The 17,925-nt window shown below is 67.9% G+C and carries 18 protein-coding genes; 5 read left to right on the top strand and 13 right to left on the bottom strand.

Going from position 1 to position 17,925, the window contains the following annotated elements; genetic code table 11:
- Positions 1-52: 52 nt before the first annotated feature.
- The 5 genes from pan2 to tnpA form a co-directional block, all read right to left on the bottom strand.
- Entirely contained in the window at positions 53-1,273 is a 1,221-nt protein-coding gene (gene pan2 / locus ACV7GQ_RS01035) for a proteasome-activating nucleotidase Pan2 (protein ID WP_470311708.1), read from the bottom strand.
- Positions 1,274-1,386: 113 nt separating this feature from the next.
- Positions 1,387-3,177 carry an oligoendopeptidase F gene (gene pepF / locus ACV7GQ_RS01030; RefSeq protein WP_470311707.1) on the bottom strand — a complete coding sequence of 597 codons (1,791 nt, stop codon included), beginning with the start codon at positions 3,175-3,177 and terminating at the stop codon, positions 1,387-1,389.
- Positions 3,178-3,217: 40 nt separating this feature from the next.
- Positions 3,218-4,021 (bottom strand): tRNA pseudouridine(38-40) synthase TruA, encoded by an 804-nt coding sequence (gene truA / locus ACV7GQ_RS01025; protein ID WP_470311706.1) that lies wholly within the window; start codon positions 4,019-4,021, stop codon positions 3,218-3,220.
- Between the two features lie 108 nt (positions 4,022-4,129).
- The gene (locus ACV7GQ_RS01020; RefSeq protein ID WP_470311705.1) at positions 4,130-5,401 is read right to left on the bottom strand and encodes an RNA-guided endonuclease TnpB family protein; all 1,272 of its coding nucleotides are present in this window, start codon (positions 5,399-5,401) and stop codon (positions 4,130-4,132) included.
- Between the two features lies 1 nt (position 5,402).
- On the bottom strand, positions 5,403-5,795 hold the full coding sequence (tnpA, locus tag ACV7GQ_RS01015) for an IS200/IS605 family transposase (protein WP_470311704.1): 393 nt from the start codon (positions 5,793-5,795) through the stop codon (positions 5,403-5,405).
- Between the two features lie 232 nt (positions 5,796-6,027).
- On the opposite strand from tnpA, the gene ACV7GQ_RS01010 reads away from it, so the two are divergent.
- Entirely contained in the window at positions 6,028-6,534 is a 507-nt protein-coding gene (locus ACV7GQ_RS01010) for a GNAT family N-acetyltransferase (RefSeq protein ID WP_470311703.1), read from the top strand.
- On the opposite strand, the gene hisS is transcribed toward ACV7GQ_RS01010, so the two are convergent.
- From hisS to ACV7GQ_RS00985, 5 genes are all read right to left on the bottom strand, one after another.
- Positions 6,531-7,829 carry a histidine--tRNA ligase gene (gene hisS, locus ACV7GQ_RS01005; protein WP_470311702.1) on the bottom strand — a complete coding sequence of 433 codons (1,299 nt, stop codon included), beginning with the start codon at positions 7,827-7,829 and terminating at the stop codon, positions 6,531-6,533. The genes ACV7GQ_RS01010 and hisS overlap by 4 nt on opposite strands.
- Positions 7,830-7,913: 84 nt before the next feature.
- Complete coding sequence (locus ACV7GQ_RS01000) at positions 7,914-8,513, bottom strand: DUF7411 family protein (protein ID WP_470311701.1); 600 nt, start codon at positions 8,511-8,513, stop codon at positions 7,914-7,916.
- On the bottom strand, positions 8,514-8,864 hold the full coding sequence (locus ACV7GQ_RS00995; RefSeq protein ID WP_470311700.1) for a DNA-binding protein: 351 nt from the start codon (positions 8,862-8,864) through the stop codon (positions 8,514-8,516).
- 66 nt (positions 8,865-8,930) lie between these two features.
- Positions 8,931-9,392, bottom strand: a complete 462-nt coding sequence (locus ACV7GQ_RS00990) for a 30S ribosomal protein S19e (protein WP_470311699.1) — start codon at positions 9,390-9,392, stop codon at positions 8,931-8,933.
- A 62-nt stretch (positions 9,393-9,454) separates the two neighbouring features.
- Positions 9,455-10,495 (bottom strand): lysylphosphatidylglycerol synthase transmembrane domain-containing protein, encoded by a 1,041-nt coding sequence (locus ACV7GQ_RS00985; RefSeq protein WP_470311698.1) that lies wholly within the window; start codon positions 10,493-10,495, stop codon positions 9,455-9,457.
- Between the two features lie 86 nt (positions 10,496-10,581).
- Between ACV7GQ_RS00985 and thiL the strand changes: the two genes are divergently transcribed.
- A complete protein-coding gene (gene thiL, locus ACV7GQ_RS00980) occupies positions 10,582-11,448 on the top strand; it encodes a thiamine-phosphate kinase (protein WP_470311697.1) in 867 nt (288 codons plus the stop codon).
- Here thiL and ACV7GQ_RS00975 read toward each other — a convergent pair.
- The 3 genes from ACV7GQ_RS00975 to ACV7GQ_RS00965 form a co-directional block, all read right to left on the bottom strand.
- Positions 11,445-11,585 carry a hypothetical protein gene (locus tag ACV7GQ_RS00975; protein ID WP_470311696.1) on the bottom strand — a complete coding sequence of 47 codons (141 nt, stop codon included), beginning with the start codon at positions 11,583-11,585 and terminating at the stop codon, positions 11,445-11,447. The two genes, thiL and ACV7GQ_RS00975, sit on opposite strands and share 4 nt — an antisense overlap.
- A gap of 204 nt (positions 11,586-11,789) precedes the next feature.
- Entirely contained in the window at positions 11,790-12,974 is a 1,185-nt protein-coding gene (locus tag ACV7GQ_RS00970; protein ID WP_470311695.1) for a site-2 protease family protein, read from the bottom strand.
- A 97-nt stretch (positions 12,975-13,071) separates the two neighbouring features.
- Entirely contained in the window at positions 13,072-13,320 is a 249-nt protein-coding gene (locus ACV7GQ_RS00965) for a DUF7123 family protein (RefSeq protein ID WP_220619046.1), read from the bottom strand.
- 338 nt (positions 13,321-13,658) lie between these two features.
- Between ACV7GQ_RS00965 and pyrH the strand changes: the two genes are divergently transcribed.
- From pyrH to ACV7GQ_RS00950, 3 genes are all read left to right on the top strand, one after another.
- Positions 13,659-14,357 (top strand): UMP kinase, encoded by a 699-nt coding sequence (gene pyrH / locus ACV7GQ_RS00960; RefSeq protein ID WP_470311694.1) that lies wholly within the window; start codon positions 13,659-13,661, stop codon positions 14,355-14,357.
- Positions 14,350-15,999, top strand: a complete 1,650-nt coding sequence (gene lysS, locus ACV7GQ_RS00955; protein ID WP_470311693.1) for a lysine--tRNA ligase — start codon at positions 14,350-14,352, stop codon at positions 15,997-15,999. Before pyrH ends, lysS begins: the two co-directional genes overlap by 8 nt.
- Positions 16,000-16,093: 94 nt before the next feature.
- A complete protein-coding gene (locus ACV7GQ_RS00950) occupies positions 16,094-17,857 on the top strand; it encodes a site-2 protease family protein (RefSeq protein ID WP_470311692.1) in 1,764 nt (587 codons plus the stop codon).
- Positions 17,858-17,925 lie beyond the last annotated feature (68 nt).

Raw genomic sequence — 17,925 nt, 5'->3', positions numbered from 1 at the left:
AGTGAGCGTGTGGCGGTGGCCGAGGGCCACCTGACGGAGTACGAGGTGACGGTCAGGCGAAGGCGACGGGCTGGCTGCCCGTCTCCTCGTCCTGCGAGATCTTCTCGTAGGCGTCGCGGAAGTCCCGCTGTTCGACGGTGGTGCGCTGGTCGCGGATGGCGAACATCCCGGCCTCGGTCGCCAGCGAGGCCAGTTCCGCGCCGGAGAGCCCGTCTGTCTCGCGGGCCATCGCTCGCAGGTCGACGTCCTCCGAGAGGTTCATCTCCGCGGTGTGGATCTCGAGGATGCGCTCGCGACCCGCGACGTCGGGGTTGGGCACCTCGATGAGGCGGTCGAACCGGCCGGGCCGGAGGATGGCGCGGTCGAGCATGTCGAAGCGGTTCGTGGCGGCGATGATGCGGATCTCGCCCCGGTCGTCGAACCCGTCCATCTCCGAGAGCAACTGCATCATCGTCCGCTGGACCTCGGCGTCCCCGCTGGTCTTCGACTCGGTCCGTTTGGCCGCGATGGCGTCTATCTCGTCGATGAAGATGATGGCCGGCTGGCGCTCGCTGGCCAGTTCGAACAGGTCGCGGACGAGTCGCGCGCCCTCGCCGATGAACTTCCGGACCAGTTCGGAGCCGGCCATCTTGATGAACGTGGCGTCGGTCTCGTTGGCGACGGCCTTCGCCAGCATCGTCTTGCCCGTCCCGGGCGGGCCGTGCAGCAGGACGCCGCTCGGCGGCTCGATGCCCACGTCGCGGAACTGCTGGGCGTTGACGAGCGGTTCCTCGACGGCCTCGCGGACCTCGCGGATCTGCTCCTCGAGACCGCCGATGTCGTCGTAGGTGACGTCCGGCGACCCGTCGACCTGCATGGCCTGTGCGCGGGCGTCGGTCTCGGGGTCGAGGATCTGCTTGACCGAGAAGGAGTCGTTGATGGCGACGCGGTCGCCCGCCTCGAGCGAGTCGCGGATAGAGGGAGAGACCTCGGTGAGAACCTCCTGGTTGTTGCCGTGCTGTTTGACGACGACGCCGTCGTCGGTGAGCTCCTCGGCCGTCGCGATGTACAGCGAGGAGGTCTTCAGCGTCTCGTTCTCCCGCTCGAGCTGGTCGACCTCGTCGGTGAGGTCCTCCCGGCGGTCGCGGGCGTCGTTCAGCTGTTCTGTGAGTTGTTCGTTGACGCGGACGATGTCTTCGAAGTGGTCCCGGAGTGCCTCCAGACGCTCTTCGGGCGTCATGTCGGGGTCGAGGTCCAACCGTGGCCGCTCCGGAAGCGAGGGACTACGCGACATTTGGCTGACCGGTACTACACGGTTGAGACACAAAGTGCCTTTGGGTGGTGTACTGAGTGAAACGTATTTATACGCTCCAGCGGTCGCCGACCCGCCGCCTCCGGCAGAGCCCCCTAGAGTAGGCGCTCGAACTCGTCGAGGTAGTCGCCGTACGTCGAGAGCGCCGCGTTCACCGGGTCGGGGCTGGCCATGTCCACGCCCGCGCCGCGCAGGAGGTCCAGCGGGTACTCCCGGGAGCCGCTGCGGAGGAAGTCGACGTAGCGCTCGGCGGCCGGTTCGCCCTCCTCGAGGATACCGTCGACCAGCGCCACCGCGGCGGAGATGCCCGTCGCGTACTGGTAGACGTAGAACGCCCGGTAGAAGTGCGGGATGCGCATCCACTCGCGGGCGATGCGGTCGTCCAGTTCGGCGGGGGCGTAGTACTCACCCTTGAGGTCGGCGTAGAGGTCGTCGAGCCTGTCGGGCGTCAGCGGTTCGCCGTTCTCGGCCATCTCGTGGGTCTTGTGCTCGAACTCGGCGAACATGGTCTGGCGGTACAGCGTCGACCGGAACCGCTCGAGGTATTCGTTGAGGACGTGCCGGCGCAGTCGCTCGTCCTCGACGGTCTCCAGCAGGTGGTGGGTCAGGAGCGTCTCGTTGACCGTACTCGCGACCTCGGCGACGAAGATCTCGTAGCCCGAGTAGACGAACGGTTGCTCCTCGCTGGTGTACTCCGAGTGCATCGAGTGGCCCAGTTCGTGGGCCAGCGTGTACATCGACTCGACGTCGTCCTGATAGTTCATCAGGATGAACGGCTGGGAGTCGTAGGTGCCCCCGGAGTAGGCGCCCGACTGCTTGTGTTTCGTCTCGTAGACGTCGACCCACCGGGACTCCAGACCCTCCGCGAGCCGGGACTGGTACTCCTCGCCCAGCGGCGCGACGGCCTCGGTGACGTACTCACAGGCCTGCTCGTACTCTATCTCGGGGGACTCCTCCTGGACGAGTGGCGTGTAGAGGTCCCACATCCGTAGCTCGTCGGCGCCGATGGCCTCGCGTTTCAGTTCGGCGTGGTGGTGGAGCGTGTCGAGGTTGTCGTTGACGGCGTCGACCAGCGTGTCGTACACCTCGACGGGGACGTTCGGCCCGTCGAGTGCGGCCTCGCGGGCGGTGTCGTAGTTGCGGGCCCGGGCCATCTTCACGTCGGTCTTGACGGCGTTCTTGTAGGCCGTGCCCACGGCGTTGCGGACCCCCTCCCACTCGTCGTAGAAGGCCTCGTAAACCCGCTGTCGGAAGTCGCGGTCGGGGTGTTTCTGGAGGGTCGTGAAGTTGTTGAGCGTGATGGGCTGGTCGTCGCCGTCGGGGTCCTCGACGGTCGGGAACTCCATGTCGGCGTTGGCCAGCATGTTGTACACCTCACCGGGCGCACCCGTGACCTCGCCCAGTTCGGCCAGCAGGTTCTCGACCTCGGCCGAGCGGGTGTGTTCCTTCATCCGCAGGACGTCGTCGAAGTAGTGCTCGAAGGCCGCGAGGTCCGGTTCTGCGTCCATCATCGCCTCGACATCGTCCCACGCCAGGTCCTGCAGCTCCGGTTCGAGGAACGAGGCGGCGCTGCTCGCGTCAGAGGAGAGCGACTGCGAGCGGGCGGTCAGGGCCTGGTACGTGTCGTCGGTCGTGTCCTCGTCCTTGCGCATCCGGGCGTAGGAGGCGACGTTCGAGACGGTCCGCATCAGCTCTTCGTAGGTTTCCAGCGTCGCCAGCAGGGTCGCGGCGTCCTCGGTCGCCCGCCCCTCGTAGGCTTCGAGGTCCTCGATGAGGGCTTCGGCCTCCTCGTAGGCGGCCTCCCAGTCCTCGTCGGTGGCGAAGAGGGACTCGAGGTCCCACTTGTAGCTCTCGTCGATGTCGCTGCGTGCGGGTACCGAACTCATGGCCCGGCCTAGGCGAGGCGCCGAAGTAAGCCTTTCCGGCCTACGGCAGGCCGTCGCGGACGGTCCCGGCGATTCTCGCCGCGGTCTGGCGCTCGGCCCGCAGGTCTCCGAACACCTCGCGTGCGCTCGCCCGGGCGTCGGGGTCGACCGAGAACGTGACGCCGGGGTAGGTCACGGCCGTCAGGACCAGCGGGTAGGCCGGGGCGGGCGCGACGCCCTCGGGGCCGGAGAGTGGGGCATCGTCGAGCACCCGGTCGACCTTCGACGGCGGCGACTCGCCGCGGGCGACCGCCGCGACGAGGCCGACGACGCGCCGGACCAACTGCCGGCAGAACCCGCCGGCCCGGAGTTCGAGGACGAGGTAGTCGCCGTCGCGGACGAGGTCGCCGTCGAGGTCCCTGACGGTCCCGTCGTCGTCGGGCGTGAGGTTGTGGAAGTCGTGGTCGCCACGGAGCGCCGCGAACGCGGCTCGCGCCCGTCCGTCGTCGGCGTCGGGCGCGTAGAGGTGGTAGGCGTAGGTCCGCTCGCTGGCGTCGTGGGTTGCATGGAAGTCCGCGGGCACGTCGGCGCTGGCCCACGCCCGGACGCGCGCCGGCAGTTCGCTGTTGAACGCCGCCGGCGAGAGCCAGTCGGGGGCCTCGAAGGCGACGGTCTGGGCGAGTGCGGAGACGCCGGCGTCGGTCCGGCCGGCGGCGGCGTACCCCGCAGGGGGGCCCGCAGCGCGTCCGCGGACGCCGAGTCGGTCCAGCGCGTCCAGCAGTGCGTCCTCGACGGTCGGGACGTCGGGTTGGCGCTGGAACCCGTTGTACGGCCGGCCGTCGTAGGCGACCCGATAGGCGCGCATGGGCGACGTTCGCCGCGCGGGCACTTGTGCGGCCCGACTCCCGGTCACTGGGAACGGTGACATCCTCCGCACCGTAAACGGCGCGGCTTCCCGGCATGGGAATACCAGCTACGTTTCGCTGTTGCTGGCAGAGGGTTCCGACCCGTGGAAAGTCGAGAGGGTCATCTGCGAGGGTTCCTCGCTCGTCTCTCGGTGGGTCGTGGCGCTGTCACAGGCGCTCCCATCCCGTGAGATGTCATCGCCCGCCGGTTTCAGCGGCAGGCTCTCACCCCACGGGTCGTGGCGGTCAGCGATGTTGACCGCCGCGTTGATGTCTGCGTGGTACTCCGACACCCAACACTCCTCGTTCTGGCACCGGAACTCGTCGCCGTTCCGGTGCCCGATGTGGCCGCACTCGTGACACGTCTGGCTCGTGTACTCCGGTCGCACGTATCTGACCGGAAGTCCGTTCTCTCGTGCTTTGTCCTCGATGCGCTGTTGGAGGCGAGCGAACGCCCATGTGTGGAGGCGTCGGTTCATCCACTCGCCGTAATCGAGGTCTTCACGGATGTCCGAGAGGTCTTCCAGTACGAGGACTGGTTTCTCGAACTGGGAGGCGTACTCGACGGCACGTCGAGACGCCTTCTCGATGATGTCAGTGAGTGCGTTCTGGTAGTAGCCGAATCGCTCGTCAATCCGCCACTCGGCGGCATCACGCTCTTGGAGGCGTTTGAGCGTCGTGAACATCTCTTTGCGAAGATGCCGAGCGCGACCACCGTTGATGAGCAGTGGGTCAGTCGGAGTCCCCTGCTCGCCGGCACAGCCCGCGAGCAGGTGTGCTTCGCCGATGTCGAAGCCGACTGGTGTTACATCGTCGTCTGTCGGTTCGTAGTCCGGTTGGTCGACCGAAAACTCGACGGTGACGTGGAGCGTCCACGACGTGCGGTGGCGTTGCAATCGGAGTTGCCCCGCCGAAGCGTCACCGTGTATGAGGTCGTGCCACAGACCGTCTTGTTCGGGGTTGATACGAAGCGGTATCCAGAAATTCGTCCCGCGACCGGGTTGCGGTGCCCACCATGTGAACTCGCAGTCACGCGCCGCCGAGTGGTCGAACTCGGCGGCTTGGTTGGTGAGCCGAACCGGGTGGTCGTCGTCTAACTCCTGTGCGTCGTAGGTGTCGTGCAGTTTCGGGACGTAGTTGCACAGTGCCGCTTTCGCCTGATACGGCAGATTGTAGGGCGTCACCACGTCGCTGGTTGCGCTCATCGTGTCACACCCGGCGTCAAACGCCTCATGTAGCCCCTCACGGTAGGTGTCGATTAGGTCACACAGTTTCCGCTCTTTGTGTGCTGTCGGCGGGGCGAGCGTAGCTTCCAGCGTTTTCGTGGTAGTCCCGGTCATGCTACTGGTCGGTCACGTAATCCATCAGCACGTCAATGCTCACTTGGCCTGTCGTAGCGAGGAAGTACCCCGGTTGCCAGAACGCATCTTCGAGCGTCTGTGTCACTTCGGGGAACTCCTTACGAACCCGGCGGGAGGTGACACCTTTGAGTGAGTTGATGAACTTCGTGAGGTCTGTGGTTGGTTTGGTCCGAAACAGGATGTGAACGTGGTCGGTACCACCGTCCACGTTCTTGATTTCGGCCTTGAAGTCTTCTGCAATGTCGTGGGCGATTTCAGCGACACGCTCCAATCGCTCATCGGTAAGAATGTCAGCGCGGTACTTCGTGACGGTCACGAAGTGATATTGGAGCGCGTGCACTGTGTGGGACCCGGTTTGCAGATAAGACTCCATTTGGCCTTACCTGATTCAGGACACCCAATTCAAATAATTCTTGTGGCGTAATGTATTCACCAGAGAGAAGCCGAGTGGTTTGTTGCACAGTATTCAGGCGATTCACTCCCGCCCTATTCGCTCCTCGGTTCCGATAGAGCGTCGGAACACTCGTCACTCATGGGAAGGGCGAGATTCTCTCGTTGAATCAAAATAAACGGGTTTAGGACTGTCCGCACCGTACCCTTATACAATGGCTCCGTCCGCCGATAAGGTCCGTCAGTTCCCGCGCCCACCGGTCACGTTCACCGACCAGGACGGTCGAACCGTCGACGTCGAGGCGTACGCCGGCGACCCGACGCCGCTCGTGTCGATGTACGCCGACTTCGACTCCGACTCCCGCGCACAGGGGGTCCCGCCGCGGGGCGAGGAACAGATACGCGAGTGGGTCGAGACGCTGCTCGAGGAGGGGCTGAACGTCGTCGTCTGGCACGGCGAGGACGCCGTCGGCCACGCCGTCCTAGTTCCGGAAGGTGATGGCTCGGAGCTGGCCATCTTCGTCCACCCGGCATACCAGTCGGCCGGCATCGGGACGCGGCTCATCGAGGTGCTGCTCGGCTACGGGCAGGAGAACGGCCTTGACCACGTCTGGCTGGCCGTCTCGCGGACCAACCACGTCGCGATGAAACTGTACGACAAGGTCGGCTTCGAGACGCGCCTGCGCGACCGGGCCGAACACGAGATGGAACGGCCGCTCTAAACGTAGTCCTCGAACGTCGGCCGGTCGCGGTCGCCGGGGAAGTCGTCGACCGGCACGGAGACCTGCTCGCCCTCGTCCATCTCCTTCAGCGTCACCTCGTCGTTCGCGAGGTCCTGTTCGCCGACGATGACCACCGTCTCGGCGTTGATGCCGTCGGCGTAGCCCATCTGCGCGCCGAACGAGCGGTCGGCGACGTCCGACTCGACGACGTGGCCCAGCTCGCGCAGGTCACGAGCGATGCGAGCGGCGGTGGCGCGGGTGTCGCCGACCTGCAGGACGTAGTAGTCCGTCGACAGCGCCTCCTCGGGCCAGACGCCGGCGCGCTGGCAGAGCAGTTGGAGCGTCGCGTGGCCGGGCGCGAACCCGACCGCAGGGGTCGGTTGGCCGCCGAAGCCCTCGATGAGGTCGTCGTAGCGGCCGCCGCCGAACACCGACCGGGAGACCTCGCCTGTTGAGTCGAAACACTCGAAGACGACGCCGGTGTAGTAGTCCAGTCCGCGGGCGGTGGTCAGCGACAGCGTGAGGTGGTCCCGGACCCCGAAGTCCTCGGTCGCCGCGAGGACCGCACGCAGGTTCTCGGTCGCCTCGGCGACGGCCTCGGAGCGCTCGGCCAGCGCGTCGAGTTCGCTCTCCCCGCTCTGGAGCAGGTCGTCGAACTCCTCGGCCTGGTCGTAGCTCAGGCCGGTCTCGTACAGCGAGTCGAGGTACTCCTCGCGGTCGACCTTCGCGCGCTTGTCGACGGCGCGGATGGCCTCGCGGGTGTCCACCTCGGCGTCGAACGAGTCGAGCAGGCCCGAGAGGATGTCCCGGTGGGAGACGCGGATCTCGAAGTCCTCGTCCGTGAGGCCGAGGTCGGTGAGCATGTCGACGGCGACGGCCAGCACCTCGGCGTCGGCGGCGGGGTCCGACGAGCCGAAGATGTCGACGTTGGTCTGGTAGAACTCCCGGAAGCGGCCCTGCTGGACCTGCTCGTAGCGCCAGAACGGGCGCGTGGAGACCCACTTGACCGGCTTCGAGAGCGCCTGTTGCTTCTCGACGAACATCCGGGCGACGGTCGGCGTGAGCTCCGGCGTCAGCGCGACGCTCCGGCCGCCCTTGTCCTCGAAGCTGTACAGCTCCTCGACGATCTCCTCGCCGCTCTTGTCCGTGTACATCTCCGTCGGTTCGAGCGCGGGCGTCCCGATTTCACGGAAGCCGTAGCGCTTGGCCACGGACTCCAGCGTGTCCATGGCCCAGCGACGCGCCTGCATCTCCTCGGGGTAGAAGTCGCGAAAGCCCTTGACGCGGTCGTACATACACCCGCGTACAGGTAGGGCGCGCTTGAACCTGTCCGTTCTGGACCGGGCGGCCGCCGTGCGTGAGGGCAGCGCTGGGGACACTCACCGCAGTCCGACGACCCGGGACTGCGTGTGCTCGGGGAACACCTCGTCGACGGCCGACGCGCCGTGTTCGTCGGCCAGCAGCGCCCGCAGTTCCACCTCGTAGTCGGCCTTCGGAATCTCGGCGCTCGGGCCCGACTCCACGTCGAGGCGGTCGGCGGCCATCGCGTCGATGGCGCCGCGGCCGACGCCCGCGAGCGGCGCGAGGTAGTCCACGTCGAAGCGGTCCTCGACGCTCTGGGCCAGCGGCCGGTCGACGGTCGGCACCCGGTCGTCCCGGCGGGTCCCGTCGGCGACGGCGTCGAGCGAGTCTGTCCACCCGCCGGCGGCCACTCTCTCGACGGCGTGTTCGTGGACCTGCTGGATGCCGTTGCGAGGGTAGCCGTCCTCGTACATCCGGTCGACGGCGGCGTGGGCCACGTCGGGGTCCAGTTCGACCGTCTCGTGGGCGAACCCGACCGCGGCGGCTGACTCGCGGGCCGGGTCCGGGTCGACGACGCCGAACGTACCACTGACCAGCGTCACGTCGTAGAACGGGTCCAACAAGAGCGCCGCCAGCGTCGAGTCCTTGCCGGCACTGTACAGCAGTCCGCAGTGCATCTACCGGCGCTTGATGTCGAAGCTCTTCGAGTCGGGCGTGAGTTCCGAGAGGAGTTCCTTCATCTGCTCTTCGTCTATCTGGTCCTGGATGCGGCCGCTCTGGGCCAGCGCGACGACCTGCTGTTCGACCTGCTCGCCGACCTGCGGCTTCGACATCTTGACCGTGTTGAGCCGCTTGCGCGCGCCGTCGCTGAGGTGCTGGCGCAGCACCGCCTTCTTCTGGGCTTCGGCCTGTTCCTGAGCGGCCTGCTGGGCCTCAGCGTCGCCTTCGTCCTGCTGCTGTTCCTTGAGCTGTTCCATCTTCTTCTTGCGGAGTTCGTCGAGTTCCTCCTCGCTGGGGTCGCCACTCATGAGTACCAGAAACTACCGGTGACGGTCGGAAAACGATTTCGGACCGCCAAACAGGAGAGAGCGGCGTTACGCGTAGCGTTCGAGTTCCGGGCGGTCGAGGTCCTGGATGACCTCACCGGCCGTGTCGTCCAGCAGCGCCTGCCCGTCACCGGTGACGCGGCGGCCGTCGTTCTCGCTGGTCTCGACGTAGCCGGCATCCTCGAGCTGCTGGAGCGCGGTGCGGATGATGTTGCCCGAGCCCTTCGACTTCTGGTGGGGACGGACACGGTAGCGCGTGGTGCCCTGCTTCGAGGTGCCGTACGCCGAGCGGAGCGAGCTGACGCCGACGGGACCGTCGACGGCGACCTTCCGGAGGAGGCTGGCGGCGCGTCGTGCCCAGAAGTCCTCCTGCTCGGGCGGCAGTTCGCGGTCGACGCCGGTCTTGGCGACGGCCACCCACTCGGGGGCCTCGATGTCGTCTTCGGCTTCGAGCTTCTCGGTGAGGGCCTCGATGAGGTCCTCGGCGGGCGCGTCGTAGAGTGTCGTCATTGGCACTTGCTTTCCGTCGGCGTCATTTAAGCGCATCGTTCGCGGCTCCGGGCGTGAACCGTTCACTCCCCGGCGCTGGCCGCCGCACGGTCCGCGCCGAGGGCGCTCGCGACGCCGGCGCCGACGAGCGTCGGGAGCAGGTAGGTCGCACCGCGGTGGATGAGTACCGCCGACGCCGCCGCCGGTCCGGCGAGCGGCGGCACCGTCGAGACGAGCAGCGTCACCAGCACCGTCTCGATGGCGCCGGACCCGCCGGGCAGCGGGACGATGCTCGCGATGCTCCCGACCGGGACGACGAGCAACACCGTCGCCACCGGGACGGTGTGGCCGACGGCGTACAGCGACGTCCACAGCGAGGCCGCCAGACACGCCCACCCGAGCGCGGAGAAGCCGAGCGTCTGGAGCAGCGTCGCCCGGTCGGTGGCGATGCGGTCGATGGCCGCGAAGAAGCTCTCGATACGCGTCTCGATGACGGCCGTCGTCGGCGGCGACCGACGGGGGACGACTCGGCCGAACAGCTTGATGACCGGCGTGAACAGCCTGACGACGGCGGCCTCGAGTTCGTAGCGGTAGCGCCACCCCAGGTACGCCGCGACGGGCAGCCCCACTGCGAGGACGGCGACGGCGATGGCGGCGAACACGAGGTTCCGCCCCAACCGGACGGCGCCCGCTGCGACGAACGTGAACCCGACGATGGCGTAGCCGATGGAGGGGACGAAGTGGGCGGTGTCGACGCTGGCGATGGCCGCCAGCCCCGTCTCGTACTCGCTGTCGGCCGCCGAGGAGATGAGCAGCGCCGACAGCGGTTCGCCGCCGGCCTGCCCGAACGGGGTGACGTTGTTCGAGAAGACGGCCGCCGCGTAGACGAGGACGGCGGTGTGAGCGGGCACCTCGGTCCCGAGCGCCCGGAGGACCGACCAGAGGGCCATCCCCCAGGCGGTCAGCCAGACGACCGCGATACCGACGACGACGGCCAGTGCCCCGGGGTCGGCCATGAGGAGCGCGCGCAGGGTCCGGTCGACGCCGACGACCCAGACGAGGACGGCGAGGACGAGCGACGCCCCCGCGAACCCCGCGACCGTCGCCAGCCGATTGCCGTCCATAGGGTGCCCGTCGGGCGTCTCGGCTTTCAACGTATCGACGGCGGGACATCCACGGGGGTTTTGCCCCCCGGCCACGACCCACGCGTATGGACGAGCAGGCAGCGCTCGCGCTCGTCGGCGACCGCCTCCCGGCCGCCGGCGACGACTGTGCCGTGGTCGACGGGCAGGTCGTCACCACCGACATGCTCCACGAGCGGACGGACTTCCCCGCGGGGACGACCCGCTACACCGCCGGCTGGCGGGCGGTCGGTGCGTCGCTGTCGGACGTGGCGTCGATGGGCGCCGACGCGACGGCCGCGGTCGCCGTCTACGCCGCCCCCGCGTTCGACGCCGACGAACTGACGGCGTTCCTCGACGGGGCCGTCGAGGTCTGCGAGTCGGTCGGCGCCGAGTACGTCGGCGGCGACCTGGACGGGCACGAGGAGTTCACCGTCGCGACGACGGCGCTGGGCGACGCCGACGACCCCGTCCTCCGGTCGGGGGCCTCCCCGGGAGAGGCGCTGTGTGTCACCGGGACGCTGGGTCGGTCGGGGGCCGCCCTCCGCCTGTTCGAGCGCGGCGAGACCGAGCGGGCCAACGACCTGTTCCGGTTCGAGCCGCGGGTGCGGGCGGGCGTCGCGCTCCGGTCCTACGCGACGGCGATGCTCGATTCGAGCGACGGACTGGCGCGGTCGGTGCATCAGCTCTGTGCGGCCAGCGACTGCGGCGCGGACCTCTCGGGCCCGCTCCCGATAGCCGACGCCGTCGACGCGGTGGCCGAAGACGCCGAAGAGCGCCGAGAACTGGGCGTGTTCTTCGGCGAGGACTTCGAACTGGTGTGTACGGTGCCGGCGGCGGACCTCCCGGCGGCACGGGCGGCGGTCCCGTGTCCGCTACACCGTATCGGGACCGTCACCGAGGAGGGCGTGACGCTCGACGGGGACCCGCTCGCGGACCGGGGCTACTCGCACTAGCGCTGGCGTGCCAGCGCCGTCGCGACCTGTTCGACGGCTCTGGCGGCGGCCGCCGCGCGTTCCTCCTGGGTCAGCTCCGGGGGCTCGCGGTCGGTAGGAGAGTCGTCGGTGGGGGCGTCGCGGTGGCAGGAACTCATGGGCCACTCCCGGCTACGCCCCGCAGTCACGTATAAACCCCCGACCGTTCGCGTCGCTTAGCGTTCTGTTACGTTTTATGCACCCTCGGGATTCGACCGCCACAGGGACCGAGGCGGTGTCAGGCCGGCCGAACGGTTCCGAGACACTTTATCGGGTCATTTAACGCGATTTGAACGACCATCGAGAGAGCGAGTGGCGACGGCTTACGCGAGCACGATCTCGAACGGGACGGGCGTGAAGCAGGCGATACCGAGCGCGAACGTGGCGACGCCGAGGAGCGTGCGCCGGCGGTCGAGCGGTTCGTCGACCATCGGCCGCGCGGGGCCGGCGTAGGCCAACCCGGTCGCGAACAGACCCCAGAACGCCCACAGCGACCAGACGCCGAACCCGATGGGCGGGGCCTCGCGCGTCAGGTACAGGAAGCCGGCCAGCGCGAACAGGGCGCCCGGAACCGCCGCCGCGAGGGTCTCCTGTCGCTGCCCGACGATGGCACGGACGATGTGCCCGCCGTCGAGCTGTCCCACGGGGAGGAGGTTCAGGAACGTGAAGAACATCCCGGCCCAGCCGGCGAAGACGACGGGATGGACCGCCTCGTTAGGGCCGTACTCGACGCCCCAGCCGACGAACTCGACGAACCCCTGCAATCCCTGCATGAGCAAGGGGTCGTGGAAGCGGAACGCGTACTCGGCGCCACCGTCGAGGACGCTCTGGGGGACGGGAACGGGCTCGAGGGTGAGACCGACGACGGTGACCACGACCGTCGCGACCAGCCCCGCGAGCGGTCCGGCGACGCCGATGTCGAACAACGCCCGTCGGTCGGGAATCTGCCCTTTGATGTTGATGACCGCACCCATCGTCCCGAGCAGGGACGGGAACGGGATGAAGTAAGGGAGCGTCACGTCGACCCCATAGTAGCGGGCGGCGGCGTAGTGGCCGAGTTCGTGGATGCCCAGCACGCCGAGCATCGCGACGACGAACGGCCACGCCTCGAAGACGCGGAGCGGCTGCTCGGTGACGGGGATGTAGTACCAGCTGCTCGCGCCGACGTACAGCGCCGAGCCGATGGTCGCGAGCAGCAGGGCGACGTTGAGCCACGGCACGCCGTCGTGGCCCGTGGTCGCCGGTTCCGCGACGAGCGCGTACGGCTGTGGCGGTGCGGAGACGAGGTCGTGCCCGCCGTCGGTCGTCCCCGCTGTGGACTGGCGTTCGAGTCGGAGGTCGAACCCCCGCTGAGCGAACAGCGGCGCGAGTTCGTCGACGACGGTGTCCGGCGGCACCAGCGGGTCACCGAAGTAGCGGACCGTGTCGCCGTCCTGACGGACGGCGGCCACGTGGAACGCGCCCGCTACGTCGGCGGGCGACGGAGGTTCGTCGGCAGGGCGACTCATCACCGAACAGTACAGCGTGCGGGCACAAATATGCCGTGCCCGCGGATGGAGAACAGGGGGACCGTAGCTGGGGCCGGGCGGACACCAGACAGCGACGTTACGCGGGTTCGACGCGCCAGGTGGTCGCGCTCGTGTACGACCACTTCTCGACCTCGATCTCCGAGGCACTGTCCTTGAGTTTCACCATCAGTGCGCCGATCTCTTTCGGGGAGAGGCCGACCTCGTCCGCGATGAACTTGCTCTTGAAGTACATCTCACCGTCGGCGGCCTTCTCTGCGAGGAAGGACTTGAGACGCTGTTCTTTGGAGGGCTCTTCCTCACCGGAGGGCGTTGCAGTAGCGCTCATCTTTGTCACCTCGACTACGCCTTGTGCCGGAGGGAGTATATAAAGAAAGGAAGCTTCGCGTCGCTTCGGGGCCTTTCAGGCCAAATCGGCGTGAAAGGGATATTTTACGACGGTTCCAGAATCTTTTAGACGTTTTATAATCGCATCTGAGGCTATAATCGTGGGGCGGAAAACGAGCACAGTGAACGGTGTGAAACACCCCATTCTCAACGGATTTCCGGACATTTGTCGGCGTATGTTGCTGGTGTCGTGTCAGACGCCCGTCTGCCGTCCGGCGGTGTAGGTCGTGTGAGCGGGCTTGATAACCCTTAAGAACGCATCGCGGTTACGGCGAGGCAATGAAGACAGTCGTCTCTATCGGTGGCAGCGTCCTCGTCCCGGACCTGGATGCAGACCGGGTCGCCGCGTACGCCGACGTCGTCGAGTCGCTGGTCGCCGCCGACCAGACGCTCGGCGTCGTCGTCGGCGGTGGCCCCGTCGCTCGTCAGTACATCGGGGCCGCCCGCTCGCTGGGCGCGAACGAGGGCGAACTCGACCAGCTCGGTATCGACACGACGCGGCTGAACGCCCGCCTCCTCCTGTCTGCGCTCGACGGCGACGTGGCCGCCCCGTCGGTCCCGACCGACTACGAAGCGGCCGCGTCGGCGCTCCACCGCGACGACGTCGCCGTCATGGGTGGCGTCGTCCCCGGCCAGACCACCGACGCCGTCGCCGCGGCGCTGGCCGAGTACGTCGACGCCGACCGCCTCGTGTTCGCGACGTCGGTCCCCGGCGTGTTCGACGCCGACCCCAACGAGGACCCCGACGCCGAGCGCTACGACGAGATCCGGGCCTCGGACCTCGTCGAACTGGTCGCTCGCGGGGAGTCGCTGGGCGCCGCCGGGTCGAACGCCCCCATCGACCTGCTCGCGACGAAGGTGCTCAAGCGCTCGTCCATCACCGCCGCGGTGGTCGACGGTAGCGACCCCAGCGCGGTCGAACGGGCCGTACTGGACGGCGACTACGACGGTACCACCATCCTCCCCGACGATGAGTGAGACGGTGCTAGACCCCTACGAGGTGGGCCGGAGTTCCGAACACGCCTTCTGGGCCGACGCCGTCGCCGACGCCGTCGAGGCCCGCGACCCCGCGGACCCCATCGTCATCAAGGGCGGCGTCTCGCCGTCGGGCGTGCCTCACATCGGCCACTTCAACGAGATCATGCGCGGGTACTTCGTCGCCGAGGCCCTGCGCGACCGGGGCCACGAGGTCCGACAGGTGTTCACCGCCGACGACAAGGACCGCCTGCGGAAGGTCCCCCGGCAACTCGCCGACCTGGAGTGGAACGTCGTCGGGCTGGGCGAGGTGGACGCCGGCGCCCTCGGCCGTAACCTCGGGAAGCCGTACACGGACATCCCGGACCCCTTCGGCTGCTGTGACTCCTACGGCGCGCACTTCACGAACCTGCTGAAGAAGAGCGCCGAACTGGTCGGCGTCGACGTCGAGTTCGTCTCGAACACCGAGCTGTACGAGTCCGGCGAGTTCGAGGCCGTCACCCGCCGCGTCCTCGAACGCGCGGACCGCGCCCGCGAGGTGCTGGCCGAGTACCAGAACAAGGTCGACGAGGAGTACGTCCCGTTCGTTCCCCAGTGTGAGAACTGCGGAAAGCTCACCGAGGGCGTCACAGCGGTCGACCTGGAGGCCGGCGAGGTCCACTACGTCTGCGAGGACGTAGAAGCGGGCGACCAGACCATCGAGGGCTGTGGCCACGAGGGCGTCGCCGGCCTGCGGGACGGCAAGCTCCCGTGGCGGTTCGAGTGGCCCGCCCAGTGGGAGATTCTGGGTGTCGACTTCGAACCGTTCGGGAAGGACCACGCCGAGGGCTCGTGGCCCTCCGGCGAGGACATCGCCCGGAACGTCCTCGACGTCGACCCCCCGGTCCCGATGGTGTACGAGTGGTTCACGCTGGAAGGCGAACCGCTCTCCTCCTCGTCGGGCAACGTGGTCACCGTCGACGAGGTGCTGGAGATACTGGAACCGGAGGTGTTCAGGTACTTCTTCACGAAGAACCCGCGGAAACAGCGTGACTTCTCCGTCGAGAGCGTCGACCGGCTGGTCGACGACTTCGACCGCTTCGAGGCCGTCTACTTCGGCGAGGTCGAGCCACGCGACGAGAGCGAGGTCGAGCGCGCCGAGCGCGCGTACCCGATGGTCGTCGACGACCCCCGCGAGGAACGGGTCCGCATCCCCTACACCTTCGCCGCCGTCCTCGGGATGACCGACGACCCCGCGCTTCGCGAGGACATCGCCCGGAAGGAGGGCCACATCCCCGACGACGCCCCCGAGTGGGCCGTCGACGGCGCGCTGGCCCGCGTCGAACGCGCCCGCAACTGGGCGCGGCGGACGAACAACGAGTTCGACTACGAACTCAAGCGGGCCGAACTGCCCGACGCCGAGTTCGACGACGCCACCGAGGCCGCGCTCGACGACCTCGCGGCCTTCGTCGCCGAGGGGCACGACGGCGAGGCGATTCAAGGCGAGATATACGAGACGGCCAAGCGCCACGACGTCGACATCGGCGAGTTCTTCGCGGCCGGGTACCGCCTGCTGTTCGACGACACCGAGGGCCCACAGCTCGGACCGTTCATCGCGAAACTCGACCGGGATTTCGTCGTACAGCGGTTGCGACGCGAGGCGTAGCGACCGGAAGCGGCGCACCGCCCGGTGAGGAAACCCGGCGACGGAGGCGGCCGAACCCGAACCCTCTTGCTTTGCTGGCCCCACGTTCCGGTACATGGTGAGCACGCTCACGTGGGTCCTCGTCGGCGTCGTCGCCTACACGCTGGTGGCGATGGCACTGAAGGCCCGCGGTGTGGTTCCCGACTTCATCCGTTTCAGCGGTCCGATAACGACGATTCACACGCAGAAGGGGAAGATTCTCCTCGAGCGGCTGGCCAGACCCAAGCGGTTCTGGCGGGCCTGGACCAACCTCGGGTTCGGCGTCGCGTTGGTCGTGATGGTTGGGTCGTTCCTACTGGTCGTCCTCGGCGCGTATCAGGCCGTGGTCAACCCCCAGCCCTCACAGCTCACCGAACCCCGAAACGTCCTCGTGATTCCGGGCGTCAACGACTTCCTCCCGCTGTCCGTCGCACCCGAGATCATCGCCGGGTTCGTCATCACGCTCGTGGTCCACGAGGGCGGCCACGGCCTCCTGTGTCGGGTGGGCGACATCGACATCGAGTCGATGGGCATCGCGAGCGTCGCGCTCGTCCCGCTGGGCGCGTTCGTCGAGCCCGACGAGGAGGGCGTCCAGAAGGCCGACCGCGGGGCGCAGGCCCGGATGTACGTCGCCGGCGTGACCAACAACTTCGCCGTCGCGTTGCTGTGTCTGGCGCTGTTGTTCGGTCCCGTCGTCGGCGCCATCTCCGTCGTCGGCGGCGTCCCAATCGGCGGGACGCTCCCCCAGTCGCCGGCCGACGAGGCCGGCATCGACAGCGGCGCCGTCATCACGACCGTCGACGGCCAGCCGGTCGCGAACAGCAGCGAACTCGACCGGCGCCTCGAGCGGGCCGGCGGCACCGTCGAGGTCGGACTCCGCGACGGCGAGACCAGAACCGTCACCCGGTCGGTGGTGGTCAACAGCGCCGTCGAGGGGAGCCCGCTGGGCATCAACCAGACCGTCGTCGCGGTGAACGGGACGGAGGTGCGGACGACGACGCAGTTCCGTGACGCGGTCGCAGACCGGAGCGTCGCGACGTTCACGCTCGACGACGGCGAGACGGTCACGACGCCCGTCGGCGGTTACGCGCTCGTCTCCGAGGACGGCCCGCTGGCCGCCGAGGGCGCGCCGGTCGGCCAGGCTCTCTACATCACCAGCGTCGACGGCCAGCGGACGCCCAACGCCAGCGCCGTCTTCGGGTCGCTCTCCGGGGCCGAACCCGGCGATCAGGTGCGCATCACCGGCTACGCCGGCGGCGAACGCCAGGTCTACGACGTCACGCTGACCGAACGCTCCGACCTCGACCCGGGCATCGGCGTCGACTACGTCGCTCGCGGGACCAGCGGGTTCACGGTCAACGACTTCGGGATACAGGCCTACCCCGCGAACACCTTCCTCGCGCTCATCGGCGGGAACCCGGCCGAGGAGACGCGGTTCGACTCGCTCTCCTTCCCGCAGCTCGTCGGGGCGTCCATCGCCCTGCCGTTCGCGACGGCCGCGCTCGGCTTCCAGTACAACTTCGCGGGGTTCACCGGCATCGCGACGAACTTCTTCACCGTCTCCGGCCCGCTGAGCGTCCTCGGGACCGGCGGCGTGTTCCTGCTCGCGAACCTCCTGTTCTGGACCGGGTGGATCAACCTCGTCGCCGGGCAGTTCAACCTCGTGCCGACGTATCCGCTGGACGGCGGCCACATCCTGCGCGTCTGCTCGGAGTCGATCGTCTCCAGGCTCCCGATATCGAACCGGCGGCGCGTCGTAACGACGACGACGCTCGGCATCTCGCTCGCGATGATCGGCAGTCTCGTGTTCATCATCGCCGCGCCGCAGCTGCTGGGCTGACGGCCACCGCCGTCGGTCGCCACACCGCGCCGCTACTCCGCTTCGTTAAGGCTAAATCGGGCCCTCCG

The organism is Haloarcula sp. MBLA0163 (genome assembly GCF_055632435.1).
Note: the sequence above shows the minus strand (reverse complement) of the source record. Positions and strands in the feature narration are given on the sequence as shown.